This is a genomic window from Paraglaciecola aestuariivivens (assembly GCF_052983255.1).
Window position 1 is genome coordinate 26336 of sequence record NZ_JBRKBA010000015.1, and the last position, 13904, is coordinate 40239.

The following is a 13904-nucleotide window of genomic DNA, read 5'->3' on the forward strand; positions in this document are numbered from 1 at the left end:
ATGAGGGTAGCGAAAAAACAAACGTATAATCAATAAATTGAAGATTGTTTGCGTACTAAATGTAAAAAGTAGATGCTTTAAATTAAATCGCAAATTTAAAGCCATTGAAGTAGGCAGAAATCCACTCCCTAATGCTTCCTCACAGCACTTGACGCAAATTGTTTATCATTAATATTTAACAATAGTACCAGAGGTTGACCAGAAGCATAGGTATAAAAAAAAACAATATGTATTAAAAAAAATACCATTGTGATTAAAATTACAGCATTCAGTTTTTTAAAACTCATGCTATAGTGAGCATCATCAGTGCTTACAGAGTTTTTAAAGGATTTCTATGTCCTTAAAGTTTTTAGGTATCAGCTTACTTTTTAGTGTTGGCTTAGCAGCAAAACCCTTGCAGTTTGCTCAAATAAGCAACTCACCTGACCAAGTTGTAGGCGCTGAAATACTCAAAGTAGTGTATCAAAAAGCCAATATTCCGATTAAAAACATTTCTATGTCTGGTAAACGCGCCTTAGTTGAATCAAGCCAAGGCAGATTAGATGGCGAAGTTCACCGAATCTTAGAAATTGGCTCACTTTACCCAGATTTAGTAAGGGTACCAACTGCAACAAATTACATTGACGTTACAATCTTTTCCAAAAACCCCAAATTTATATTAACAGACTGTCAATCTCTTAAAGGTCAATTAATTGGCAGAGCTCGTGGGGTAAAATACGCCGAAATGTGTACATTAGGCATGGAAAAAGTCGCGGTATTTCCAGATAGCAGTAGTTTAATGAAATCTTTAGACAGAAATATTGTGGATTTTGCCATTACTTCGGGACTAAACGGCTTAGTGCAAGTTAAAAACTTGAAATTGAACCAGGTAGTGGCGTTAGAGCCTATACTCGAAAAACGTTTGCTCTTTCATTATGTGCATAAAAAACATCAGTCTTTAGTGCCTCAACTAGATGCGATTTTACAAAATATGCAGCAATCTGGTGAATTAGAAAGGTTAAGACAAAGCATAATTGAAGATTTACTTAGTCAATAACTCGTAAGTCCCCGATTAAATCAACACTGTCCAATTCAGCTATATCTAGGTTATTAAACTGCATACCTAAGTATCAACCTTTAGATTTTTTAATCAGATTAATTGGTTTTTAATAAGTCCATCGAATCACGCAGCAGAGTCTGCAAATTTAAACTTAACCGAGGACTTAACCATGTTGAAAATAGTTAAAACGTCTATCGCCATTGCTACCTTATCACTACTAACTGGTGGCTATGCTCAAGCCGATGTCAACGAAGCACTTCAAAACATTTGTACTATTGTAAAAGCTGATGACAAAGGTGAACTACGTAAAAAGATGAAGCGTGTGCAATCAGACTACCGACTAAAGTTAAAAGATTATTACACAGGCGTAACTTGTGGAGGCAATAGCTTAATTCGCACGGCAATGTTGAATGACGCTGTTGAAACCGGCACTTTGATGATTAAGAAAATGCCTAAGGGCGACCTAAGTGCTCCAGAAAACGACGGAAAAACCGTTATCGCTTGGGCCTCAGAGAATGGCTTAGACAGCTCGCCTATTATGGCAGCGTTAAAAGACAGAATTTAATAGCCGTAGCTATAAAAGAATAATTCCAGAACGAATTAAAAGTTCAACATGGGGGGTAGTCAGAAATGATTACCTTAAAAATCGGCCTCTTTTAGAGGCCGTTTTTTTTATGTGCTTGATTATGCCCTAGGTTTTAGTTGTGCATAGATGAGCTAAAAGAATTGCTGAATAGAATTGGATTTATGTAACAAGCTATCAACAGGTACTAAGATTAGCACCTGTTACCTATGTGGTCGGTTTAAAGTGTTACCAATCTGCCCGGTTCATCCCCCTAATACCCCGTCATTCTCGCGAAGACGAGAACCCCCTTCAACACCCGTGAAATCACCTTTATATTTAAATCAACACTACAGTCGCTTGTTAAAGGTTCCCGCCTTCGCGGGAACGACGGTAAATAATGTCAATGCTGTAGCTTATTAAAGCACGCTTCGCGCCATCATCCCGCGTGGCGTCCACCTGATTGTTTATGTCTCGAATCCCTTCGAGCCCAAACTGGCGGGGCGCCAGTGAGCGTAAGCGAATGCTTTTAGAACAAAAAGCCAGCGACAACAAACTGCTATAACCACTCACTCCCGAAACAAGTCATAAATAACCACTTAAGACACAAACTATCGAACTTATAATGCAAGTTAAGGCGTATTGACTTGAACTTAATTATTTAAATCCAGAAAAAAATCTGCAATAAAATTATTCACTCTTTTTGGCCATTCATGATGTAACCAATGGCTCGCATCTGCAAAGCGTTTTACCCTTAAATTAGGTACGTATTGCGCTAAATCATCTAAGTTTTCTAATACAAAAGCTTGATCATTTTCTCCCCATAAAACCAAAGTATCCACTTCTATTCTAATATTGGGCACTTTCATTTTATCTATACTAGTCACAGGCCCACTGGCTTTGCTTGGCTGGGCTTCTGAGTCAGCTAATTGAGGCATAGCGCGATAATATTGCAACATGCCAGAAATGGCTCCGGGCTGCTCCCATACCTGTACATAAGCCTTGCGCTGACTTTCTGACAAGCTGTTTGTTTGCATACTGGCAAATAACTTGTCTTGTAAATATTCAAAGTCATTGGCCGCTAGCTTTTGTTCTGCATCAGGGGCTATGAGTTGGTGAATATATTCGCTTTGCTTGCGTTGCTGAGAATTATTAATCATTTCACGGGTAAAAGTACTTGGGTGTGCAGCATTAATAATCACCAATTTATCAATTAACTGCGGGTGAAAAGCAGCCAATGGCCAAGCAATAGCCCCACCCCAATCATGTGCCACCAGCAGTACTTTTTCGTTTGGTGCTAAGGCTTGAATTAAATCAGCCACAAATTGTATTAAATTAGGTAGCCGATAAAAATCCAGCGCTTTGGGTTTATCCGACAAATTGTACCCTGGCAAGTCTGGTGCGATAACTTGGTAATGTTTTGAGAAATGTTTAATTTGCTGATGCCAAGTGCCCCAATATTCGGGAAAACCATGCAAAAAGATGATGCTTCTAGCGCTATGTTTAGTCTCACTGGTGATTTGTGGACCCGCTTCTACATAATGAATATTAGTTTCACCCAGCTTAATTTTATGACTTTGGAACATATAAACAACTTGTCTCAATAAATATAAAAAAGGCGAACAAAATCTGTGTTCGCCTGATTTCAGTTAAATGCTAAAACTAGAGCACATTAAATTGTTGCTCGTTTATCTGCATCACATTATCGGCACCCGACTCCATAGCAGACACTAATGAACGAGTGCGGGTTAACAAACGATCAAAATAGAACTTAGCCGTGTGCAGTTTGGCTTGATAGAAGTCTGGATTACTGGTTCCTTGGTCTAGTTGCTGCTGGGCAACTACAGCCATTTTAAGCCAAAAATAGCCTACCACTACGTAACCAGAATACATGAGGTAATCCACAGAAGCAGCGCCTAGTTCATCAGGATTTTTTGCTGCCCTTTGCATGATATCTTCAGTGATTTGGTGCCATTCATCTAAATGCTTTTCTATGCTATTCGACCAAGCGTTAAACTGACTTTTGTCTCTAATACTTTTACAATATTGTTTTACTTCATCAGTAAACACAGTTAACAGTTTACCCCCTGAGCCAGCTACTTTGCGCGCCAACAAATCAATTGCCTGAATACCTGTAGTGCCCTCGTACATAGTGCAAATTCGGGTATCTCGAGCCAGTTGCTCCATTCCCCATTCGGCAATATAGCCATGGCCGCCATAGACTTGCATACCATAACTCGTGGTTTCTTGCGCCGTTTCTGTTAAAAAGGCTTTTAGTATAGGGGTTAATAGCGCCAGTTTAGCTTCGGCCAATTGTTTAGCTGCTTCGTCTTGACTATCGTGACTGATATCAACCAATTGCATGGCATATACAGCCAAAGCACGGTTGCCTTCGGCAAAGGCTTTTTGCGTGAGTAACATACGTCTAACGTCAGGGTGGTTAATAATAGGATCGGCAGGACCATCTGGGTTTTTAACTCCTGTCATAGATCTAAACTGTAAGCGGTCTTTGGCATAAGATAACGCACCTTGGAAGGCGGCTTCTGAAGCGGCTAGCCCTTCTAGTCCGGTGCCAATTCTAGCGGTATTCATAAAGGTAAACATGCAGTTCAAACCACGGTTTTCTGTACCAACTAAATAGCCTTTAGCCCCATCAAAGTTAATCACACAAGTTGCCGAGCCTTTGATCCCCATTTTGTGTTCAATAGAGCCACAAGACACTGCGTTTCTTTCTAGCTTTTCGCCATTTGGCCCTGCATTAAATTTAGGCACTACAAATAACGAAATGCCTTTAGTTCCACTTGGTGCGTCTGGAAGGCGAGCAATAACAATATGTACGATATTTTCTGACATATCGTGTTCACCAGCTGAAATAAAAATTTTGGTACCGGTTAAGCTGTAACTGCCGTCATCGTTAGGCTCTGCCTTACATTTCAACATGCCTAAATCAGAGCCACAGTGAGGCTCGGTTAAACACATAGTGCCAGTCCAAGTACCTGCTACTAAATTATGTAAAAACATCTTTTGTTGTTCTGCGGTGCCGTGGGCTTTTAAGGTTTCCATACATCCTTGGCTTAATCCGGGGTACATAGCCCAAGAATGGTTGGCAGCTGAAAACCATTCAGCTATTACACTGCCTAAAGAGTAAGGTAAATTTTGCCCACCAAACTCTTCGGGGTGGGTCATACCTGTCCAACCACCTTCAATATATTTACTGTAGGCCTCTTTAAACCCAGTAGGCGTAGTTACTTCACCATCATTCCATACACAGCCCTCTTCGTCGCCACTAGCATTAATCGGGGCTAATTCGTTCTCAGCAAATTTTGCTGCCTCTGAGAAAATGGCTTCTACCATATCTGGGCTTGCGTCTTCATAACCCAATGCTTGGTAATGTTGTTCGTAACCTAATAATTCGTTCATCACAAACAAGGTTTCTTTTTGTGGGGCCTTGTAATATTGCATAACCTACCTCTTAATTCTGTCTCTGTATTTTGTTGTATTTTAATCGGCTAATAATAATCAATGTTAGCGCTAGTAAACCTCAAATAAACCAGCCGCGCCCATACCACCGCCTATACACATAGTGCACACTACATATTTTGCGCCCCGTCTTTTACCTTCAATTAAGGCATGTCCAACCATACGTGCACCACTCATACCATAAGGATGGCCAATTGATATTGCGCCACCGTTAACATTCAAAATATTGTCATCTATACCCAATTTGTCGCGGCAATATAAAACTTGTACGGCAAAGGCTTCGTTTAATTCCCATAAACCAATATCATTCATACTCAAGCCATGCTGCTTAAGTAATTTAGGTACAGCAAAGATGGGACCGATCCCCATTTCATCTGGTTCACAACCCGCAACGGCTATACCACGGTAAGCTCCCAGTGGTGTCAGATTTTGTTGCTCAGCTAACTTACTGCTCATTAATACACTGGCAGATGCGCCATCAGACAACTGGCTGGCATTACCAGCGGTAATACACCCACCTTCAATAACAGGTTTTAAACCTTGTAATCCGGCTAAGGTTGTATCTGCCCTATTTCCCTCATCTTTACTTAGGGTTACTTGCTGCAGGCTTTGTTCTTTGGTGTCGCGATCTACCACCACCTTAGTGGCACTAATAGGCACAATTTCATCGTCAAATTTACCTGCGGCTTGAGCCTGTGCGGTACGCATTTGACTTTGAAAGGCATATTCGTCTTGTTGATCACGGCTAATGCCATAACGAGCAGCCACTATCTCTGCCGTTTGTAACATAGGCATATATATATCTTTGTGCTGTTTTACTAAGGCCGGATCCACCATTCTATGCGTATTCATGGCTTTATTTTGCACTAAGCTAATGGAATCTAGTCCACCCGCCACCATCACAGGTACATTGTCGGTGATAATGTGTTTGGCCGCGGTGGCAATAGCGTACATTCCCGAACTACATTGACGATCTAAGGTCATGCCTGACACAGTCACAGGTAGCCCTCCTGCTAAGCCTGCTAAACGCCCAATGTTCATTCCGCCACTGCCCTGGGTTAAGGCACTGCCCATAATCACATCGTCAATGCTAGCTGGATCAACGCCGGCTTTTTTCACGGCTTCGCGAATGGCATGGCCACCTAAACTTGGGGCTTCTAAATTATTTAATGCACCTTTATAGGCGCGACCAATGGGGGTTCTTGCGGTTGAGACAATCACAGCTTCTTGCATAAGTTTCTCTTTTTATTCAATTTAATTAATGGGCTTAATGGCTAAGGGGTAAGTCGGCAAACTTTTTACCTTGTTCGGCCAGTTGCTTTAACAAAGGCGCAGGCTCAAACCAGTTTTTACCGTGTTGACCTAATTGGTCGCGGTAGTGACACATGGCTTGATAAATGGTGTCTACTCCCACTTCATCGGCATAATGCATAGGGCCACCTCGATAAACCGGGAAGCCATAACCATAAACATAAATAACATCGATATCGCTCGATTTAGCTGCAATACCTTCTTCTAAAATTAATGCCCCTTCGTTAATCATAGGGTAAATAATTCGCTCAATGATTTCTTGATCATTAATTTGTCTTTGCTTAATCCCTAAAAGCTCAGCTTGCTGCTTGGCTAGCTCAATAACACTAGGATCGGGGATTGGCTTGCGGCTACCTTTTTCGTAAAGGTATACACCTTTTCCTGCTTTTAGTCCTACCCGTCCTTGCTCAACTAACTTGTCGGCTAAAATACAATAACTAGGATCATGCTGGATAAACTCACGTCTAGACTCGCGCACAAACGCGCCAATATCTTGTCCGGCCATATCACCCATAGTAAAAGGCCCCATTGGCATACCAAAATCATAAATCACTTTATCAATATGCTCAGGCGTGGCGCCTTCTAACAATAACCTATTGGCTTCACGACCATAGGTTTCAATCATTCGATTACCCACAAAGCCAAAACACACGCCAACTAAAACTGGAACCTTGTTTATTTTTTTGGCTAACTTCATACAGGTCTTAATGACCTCAGCTGAGGTATGACTGGTTTTCACTACCTCTAACAATTTCATGACATTGGCTGGACTAAAAAAGTGCAAACCTATGACATCTTCAGGACGTGAAGTAGCTTGAGCAATTTGGTCAATGTCTAAGGTAGAGGTGTTAGAAGCCAAAATAGCGCCTGGTTTACAGACTTTATCTAAGGCAGAAAAAACCTCTTGTTTAACCGACATTTTTTCAAACACAGCCTCAATCACTAAATCTACATCTTGCAATGCCTCATAGTTTGTTGAGCCTGTCAGCAATGCCATACGTTCTTCAACTTGTTCGTTGGTTAACTTGCCTTTTTTAGCTGAGTTTTGATAATTGTTGCGGATCACCGCTAAGCCTTTATCTAAAGCCTCTTGTTTAAGCTCTAATAAGGTGACGGGGATCCCAGCGTTAGCAAAGTTCATGGCTATGCCGCCGCCCATGGTTCCAGCCCCTATAATACCTACGCGCTGGATCTGGCGCATGGGCGTATTGGCGTCGAAATCTTCTACATGTGAGGCTTTACGCTCGGCAAAGAAAAAGTGTTGCTGTGCACGGGCTTCTTTTGATCCCATACATTGCATAAATAGTTCACCTTCACGGGCTAAGCCTTGCTTAAAAGGCAAAGTAACTGCCGCTTCTACTGCTTGAATACAGCGTTCAGGCGCAAAAAAGCCGCGCGCTTGAGTGACTAAACCTTGTCTATATTGCTCGAATAAGGCAGCAGGTGCGCTTTGGCTATCAATGCTTAAATCGCAGGTTTTGCGTATTACACTGCCCTGTTCAACAAGCTTGTCACAGAATGATAAAGCGCTATCCATTAAGCTAGTAGGCTGCCCAACTAACAAGTCAAACACCCCAGGTAATTGTTCTGCTTTAGCTGGTCGGCCACTAACTATCATGTCTAAAGCGGGTTTTACGCCTGCTAGTCTGGATAATCTCTGGGTTCCGCCAGCGCCAGGTAAAATACCTAAGTTCACCTCAGGTAAGCCAACTTTATTGGCGCCAAAGGTTAAACGATAATGACAGGCTAAGGCCACTTCTAAGCCTCCACCAAAAGCAGGGCCGTTTAATACCGCAACCACAGGTTTAGCAGCATGCTCTATAACCTCTAGTACAGCTGGCAAATTTGGCTCTAAATCTCCACCAGAAAACTCGCTGATATCAGCGCCGCCAGAAAACAATGATTGTTTAGAAGAAATCACGATCAGGTTAACCGCAGAGTCGGCTAGTGCTTGCTCAATAGCTTGAATTAGCCCCACTCTTACAGATTTAGATAGTGCGTTAACTGGAGGATTTTGCATCCATAAAGCTGCAATTTTATTGCCTGCTGGGGTATTAATGACTTGATATTCAACAGCATCCGACTTGTGGTTTTGACTCATAAGGGTTCCTCATCCAATCACACTTAGTAAAAGCATAGTAGGTCAGCCCAGTTAATCATTCTAATTTATTGATTTTATAATAAAGAATAAACCCTACTTATTTAAAACATATATAAATAGTAAGGCTTTGTTAGGTTGTTTTTTTGCCACGGCTTACCTAGCCAAATCTTGGCGTTATGTAAATAACATTGTGTTACTTAAACCTTTACCTCACATCTATTCATAAAATAGATGGTCTTTTATTAATTTGAGCAAGTTGACATTTGATCTGGCATTTGATGTTCTAATCAACAATTAATTTACCAAAATTTAACATTAAGAGGCCAAGCGTGCAGTTTCTCACCACGGAAGAACATTGTTTTTCGCAGCTTAAAGATTACCCTTACCCAGCTCATTATATTCAGGTCGACGATACCGAAGGCGGCCAGCTTAATATGCACTACCTAGACCAAGGTGATAAAAACGCCGAAGTGGTGCTAATGCTGCATGGTGAGCCTAGTTGGAGCTATTTATACAGGAAAATGATAGATCCTGTTGTACAAGCGGGTTATAGAGTAATTGCTCCCGATTTAATTGGCTTTGGAAAGTCTGATAAACCTATTAATAGAAGTGACTATAGCTATCAGCGCCACCTTGATTGGTTGCGTCAAATTTTACTGCAGTTAAAGCTAGAGAATATAACCTTAGTTTGTCAGGACTGGGGAGGGTTATTGGGTTTACGTTTGGTGGCAGAGCATGCAGATTTATTTGCCCGAGTGCTAGCGACCAATACTATGTTACCTACAGGTGATCATGCTCCTAACGCGGCTTTTTTAAAATGGCAAAAATTCTCGCAAGAAGTCGAGGTGTTTCCCGTTGCTGGCATTATTAAAGGCGCAACAGTAAAACCTCTTTCAGAACAAACTATATTGGCTTTCAACGCCCCCTACCCAGATGAAAGCTATAAAGCAGGCGTTCGTCAATTTCCGTTATTAGTTCCTACTCGTCCAGACGATCCGGCCAGTGAAGATAACAGAAAGGCGTGGCAAGTCTTGCAGCAGTTTAATAAGCCCTTTATGACTGCCTTTGGTGATTCTGATCCTGTCACCGCAGGGGGCGACAAAATACTGCAGAAGCTGATCCCGGGTTGCCAGGGACAGCAGCATTGCATTATTGAGCAAGCTGGACATTTTATTCAAGAAGATCAAGGCGAACATTTAGCCCAAGTGTTGCTACGCTTTATGTTGGCCAACCCACTTTAAATTTAAGACCTTACAACAGGAAGAGTTAAATGGATGAGTTACTAGATTTTAGTCAAAAAGTTGCACTCATTACCGGCGCTGGCGGTGGCTTTGGCCGATTACTAGCACAAGGTTTATCTAAACGCGGTTGCAAACTAGTGATCAGCGACATTAATCAAGCCAACCTAGACGATACTTTTAACACCCTATCAGAAAAACACAATGTGGTGTCTTTGTTAAGCGACGTATCTCAAGAAGAACAATGTGAAAACATGGTTAAGGTGGCGCTAGAAAAATTTGGAAAGCTCGACATTGCGGTTAATAACGCAGGCATTGCTCATCCTATGACATCTTTACATCAACTTACCGAAGATATTATGCACAGCCAATTTGGGGTCAATGTAAATGGCGTGTTATTTGGCATGAAATATCAAATTGCCGCTATGTTAAAACAAGGCGAAGGACACGTATTAAATGTTAGCTCGTTGGCGGGCTTAGGTGGAGCCCCTAAAGGTGGTGCTTATGCCGCCGCTAAACACGCAGTGGTAGGCTTAACTCGAACTGCAGCAGTAGAGTACGCCCGCAAAGGAATTAGGTGTAATGCAATTTGTCCTTTTTATAGCCCTACCGCCATTTTAGGTGAATTTGCTAGCCCAGAAGGACAAGCCATACTGGCCCGAGGTACCCCAATAAAACGCTTGTCTGACCCACAAGAAATAGTCAATGCCATGTTGCTTATTCTTTCTCCAGGAAATTCTTATATGAACGGCCAAACCATAGCGCTCGATGGTGGCGTTACAGCTTGGTAGCTAAACATAACCTAGCTGGCAGCAACCAGAATCAATCCAAGATATTTAGCTGGTTTTTTAATTTTTTATATATGAGGTAACACCCATGCAAGCTTTAATGATGAATTCTCAATTGATGATTTCTTCTATCCTACGCCATGCAGAACGAAATTTTCCTGATACTGAGATTGTCTCTGTAACAGTTGATAACCCCAGACACAGACATACATACCAAGATTTTGCTAACCGTAGTCGTCAATTGGCCAACGCTTTAGCCGCTTTAGGGGCGAAGTTTGGCGATAGAATAGGCACATTAGCCTGGAATGATTATCGCCATTTAGAATTGTATTATGCGGTTTCTGGTAGCGGCATGGTTTGCCACACCATAAACCCTAAATTGTTCCCTGAGCAAGTGAGTTACATTATTAACCATGCACAAGACAGATTTATTTTTGTTGATCTGTTAGTTGTACCTTTACTCGAAGCCTTAAAAGATCACCTGCCAAACGTTGAAGCTTATATTATTTTAACTGATCAAGCGCATATGCCCGACACCAGCTTACCTAATGTGTTGTGCTACGAAACCCTAATTGCTGAGCAGTCTAATTGTTTTGACTGGCCAGAATTTGATGAAAATACCGCTAGCGCTATGTGTTACACCTCTGGTACTACGGGTAACCCTAAAGGTGTGGTGTACAGCCACCGCTCTACTTTGTTACACGCCTTAGGGGGCAGTATGCCTGATGTAGTCGCTGCTTCTTACAAAGAAACCACCTTACCAATAGTGCCTATGTTTCATGTCAATGCTTGGGGCTCACCTTATGCATCGTTAATGGCTGGCACCAAAATGGTAATGCCAGGACCTAAAATGGCAGACGGCGAAACCCTGCAACACCTGATTGAAAGCGAAAATGTTACTTTTAGTTCTGGCGTACCCACAATTTGGTTAGGCCTATTAGACTACTTAGAAAAAACCGGTAAAAAAGTACCTTCATTAAATCGAGTTACTGTTGGTGGTGCAGCTTGCCCTAGAACCATTATTGAACGTTTTAAACATCAACATAATGTAGAAGTAGTGCAAGGCTGGGGCATGACAGAAACCAGTCCTTTAGGCACAGTTTTTTGTCGAAAATCAGGCATGGAAGATTACACCGAAGAGCAAATCTTTGACTTACAATCTATGCAAGGGCGAGGCGTATTTGGTATTGAAATGCGCATAGTAGACGAAAATAATCAAGAATTACCCTGGGATGGCGAAGCATTTGGTGCGTTAAAAGTTCGAGGGCCTTGGGTAGCCAGTGGTTATTATGGTATGTCGCAAGAGCCAGGATCAGAAGGTTGCCCAGTTGACGAGTTGGGCTGGTTTGATACAGGCGACGTTGCAACCATCAACCCTCAAGGCTTTATGCAAATTACCGATCGTACCAAAGACGTTATCAAATCTGGCGGTGAATGGGTAAGCTCAATAGAAATCGAAAATGCTGCGGTAAGTCACCCCGAGATTGCTGAGTCGGCGGCGATTGGCCGTTTTCATCCAAAGTGGACTGAGCGCCCATTATTAGTGGTGGTAAAACAAGCAGGCTCAGAACTTAATGCTAAACAGGTAATAGAGTATTTAAAAGATAAACTGCATAAATGGTCATTACCAGACGATGTGGTATTTGTCGATGAGCTCCCCCATACCGCCACAGGCAAACTCAACAAACTGGCGCTACGCCAACAGTTTGAAGATTATCAGTTTCCCACAAACAACTGATAATTAACGGCAACACTATTTAAACCACTCAATCATACTCGCTCTGCTATTTGCACACCTTTTAGCAGACGAGTATGACGTTTTAGTTTGGTTTCAGTTTGAAATTTATTACAACTGCAAAAGCAAATGTTTTAGTAAGGCTATTAGCCGCCAATTAAGATTCGCTAACTGCATTAATAGTAATAAGTTGCTCTCAATATGTTAGAAGGATAGGTATGCTATGAGTGAATTACAGCAGTTGGATCTGGCCTAGCCGAACAGCTGATTTGCTAAGATTGTAGATTGTCGTGAAAAACGATTTTTGAGTAATCTATTGTAGGAAAATGGATATTAACGACTTGTTATGTTTTTTATAGTAAATAAAATAAGCTTTGTTGAACACATTGAAAATAGTAACCATAAAACAGCAATATTCATAACACCTATGGCAGCTAGCTGAACTCCATATAAACCGCTAATAACACTTGAAATTAAACCAAAAACAATTAAAAAGTAAATTGGAGTTTTACCCACAAAAACATCCACGGAATAACTAGTAAACGTATATGCAAGAGCAGCACCTGCTGCTGCTAAGAAGGCGTAAACTAAACTTACTGAGCTAACTAATAGAAAAGTACTGTAGCAGCTAAATTTAGGATCACAATAATCAAATAGGAATACACTAACCATAGCGACTAAAGCCGTTGGTAAAAGAACTGCCAATAAAACAGTTGTGAAGATTACAAAATAGTTCCGCATATTACCTCGAAAACATTGCGCCCTAATCAGCCGCGCCGGAGTTTGGCGTCGGCTGCATTTGATTGTTAGGTTTGTCTGTATACTCCTTCACAGCATCAAATACTGCACCATTAATTTCCCACAACAAATATGTATAAAATAAAATGCCGAAAACTGGGAAAATAACCCATGGTGTCCAACCTGGAAGTTCAAAGGTATTCTCCAGCTTAGCGACAGATATAGCGAAAATAAAAAGGACACAAATAGCTAATATAAATCGCACATTTACCCATTTATTATTCGCTTTCACAGCTTCAGCAACGACCTTGTTACGCTCTTTTCTATTTACCCCTTGAAAAATAGGGTAATCACCAGTTTTGAAATACATAAACCTAACGCTTCAAATAAGGCGCGCGCGCTGTTTGCGCGTCCAGTGGAGGCCGTTTTTGGCCGTAACGAAATTTAATAAACTTGTTAGATGTACTGATTTTCACCAGCCCTCCAAGTGGGAACCAACTTCCTCACCCCTTTCAGTTTCTGATTTAGCAAGATAACCAAATCGATTGTTTTCATCCCTTAAACTTAGCCGATGAAACAAAATGCATAGACCCAAATAGGCTATCCAAAAGATAATTAAGAAGCCAACAAACAGTAGCGTTTTTTCAGTTAAATCTAAACCACCTCTAAAGAAGATGATCGGAATGCCAATTAACGCAACAAGCCAAGAAATATGTAGAAATGATTTTTTCGCTGCAACCTTAAATATGCTCATATTGTAATAAGACATCTCAGTTCCCTCTGGTACTTCTAGACATAATGACTCCCCACGAGCCACCGTTAAAGGTGCTGATCTCCAATTTTCGTGGGTTAGCTAAAAGCCAGAGCCATAATAGTTGTGTTGAACAAACTAATAAAAGGAGATCAGCATGA

General features: G+C 41.4%; 12 protein-coding genes. 5 read left to right on the top strand and 7 right to left on the bottom strand.

The features are described 5' to 3' along the window. The first annotated feature begins 334 nt into the window (after positions 1-334). Entirely contained in the window at positions 335-1036 is a 702-nt protein-coding gene (locus ACVCDT_RS15970) for a transporter substrate-binding domain-containing protein (RefSeq protein WP_447133795.1), read from the top strand. A gap of 172 nt (positions 1037-1208) precedes the next feature. Continuing rightward, positions 1209-1604 carry a DUF3718 domain-containing protein gene (locus ACVCDT_RS15975; RefSeq protein ID WP_447133796.1) on the top strand — a complete coding sequence of 132 codons (396 nt, stop codon included), beginning with the start codon at positions 1209-1211 and terminating at the stop codon, positions 1602-1604. Between the two features lie 650 nt (positions 1605-2254). On the opposite strand, the gene ACVCDT_RS15980 is transcribed toward ACVCDT_RS15975, so the two are convergent. The 4 genes from ACVCDT_RS15980 to ACVCDT_RS15995 form a co-directional block, all read right to left on the bottom strand. Further along, positions 2255-3187 (bottom strand): alpha/beta fold hydrolase, encoded by a 933-nt coding sequence (locus ACVCDT_RS15980; protein ID WP_447133797.1) that lies wholly within the window; start codon positions 3185-3187, stop codon positions 2255-2257. A 76-nt stretch (positions 3188-3263) separates the two neighbouring features. Continuing rightward, positions 3264-5063, bottom strand: a complete 1800-nt coding sequence (locus tag ACVCDT_RS15985) for an acyl-CoA dehydrogenase C-terminal domain-containing protein (protein WP_447133798.1) — start codon at positions 5061-5063, stop codon at positions 3264-3266. 69 nt (positions 5064-5132) lie between these two features. Further along, positions 5133-6314, bottom strand: coding sequence for an acetyl-CoA C-acyltransferase (locus ACVCDT_RS15990; protein ID WP_447133799.1), 1182 nt, complete (start codon positions 6312-6314; stop codon positions 5133-5135). 34 nt (positions 6315-6348) lie between these two features. Continuing rightward, the gene (locus ACVCDT_RS15995; protein WP_447133800.1) at positions 6349-8493 is read right to left on the bottom strand and encodes a 3-hydroxyacyl-CoA dehydrogenase NAD-binding domain-containing protein; all 2145 of its coding nucleotides are present in this window, start codon (positions 8491-8493) and stop codon (positions 6349-6351) included. 329 nt (positions 8494-8822) lie between these two features. Between ACVCDT_RS15995 and ACVCDT_RS16000 the strand changes: the two genes are divergently transcribed. The 3 genes from ACVCDT_RS16000 to ACVCDT_RS16010 all read left to right on the top strand — a co-directional run bounded on the left by ACVCDT_RS16000 (position 8823) and on the right by ACVCDT_RS16010 (position 12257). Then, positions 8823-9734: a haloalkane dehalogenase gene (locus ACVCDT_RS16000; RefSeq protein ID WP_447133801.1), complete on the top strand. Its 912-nt coding sequence runs from the start codon at positions 8823-8825 to the stop codon at positions 9732-9734. A gap of 29 nt (positions 9735-9763) precedes the next feature. Continuing rightward, a complete protein-coding gene (locus ACVCDT_RS16005; RefSeq protein WP_447133802.1) occupies positions 9764-10522 on the top strand; it encodes an SDR family NAD(P)-dependent oxidoreductase in 759 nt (252 codons plus the stop codon). Positions 10523-10607: 85 nt separating this feature from the next. Beyond that, positions 10608-12257, top strand: coding sequence for a long-chain-fatty-acid--CoA ligase (locus ACVCDT_RS16010; RefSeq protein WP_447133803.1), 1650 nt, complete (start codon positions 10608-10610; stop codon positions 12255-12257). 330 nt (positions 12258-12587) lie between these two features. On the opposite strand, the gene ACVCDT_RS16015 is transcribed toward ACVCDT_RS16010, so the two are convergent. The 3 genes from ACVCDT_RS16015 to ACVCDT_RS16025 all read right to left on the bottom strand — a co-directional run bounded on the left by ACVCDT_RS16015 (position 12588) and on the right by ACVCDT_RS16025 (position 13761). After that, positions 12588-12959 (bottom strand): hypothetical protein, encoded by a 372-nt coding sequence (locus ACVCDT_RS16015; protein ID WP_447133804.1) that lies wholly within the window; start codon positions 12957-12959, stop codon positions 12588-12590. A 58-nt stretch (positions 12960-13017) separates the two neighbouring features. Then, positions 13018-13362 carry a hypothetical protein gene (locus tag ACVCDT_RS16020; protein WP_447133805.1) on the bottom strand — a complete coding sequence of 115 codons (345 nt, stop codon included), beginning with the start codon at positions 13360-13362 and terminating at the stop codon, positions 13018-13020. Positions 13363-13464: 102 nt separating this feature from the next. Continuing rightward, entirely contained in the window at positions 13465-13761 is a 297-nt protein-coding gene (locus ACVCDT_RS16025; RefSeq protein ID WP_447133806.1) for a hypothetical protein, read from the bottom strand. Positions 13762-13904: the final 143 nt, after the last annotated feature.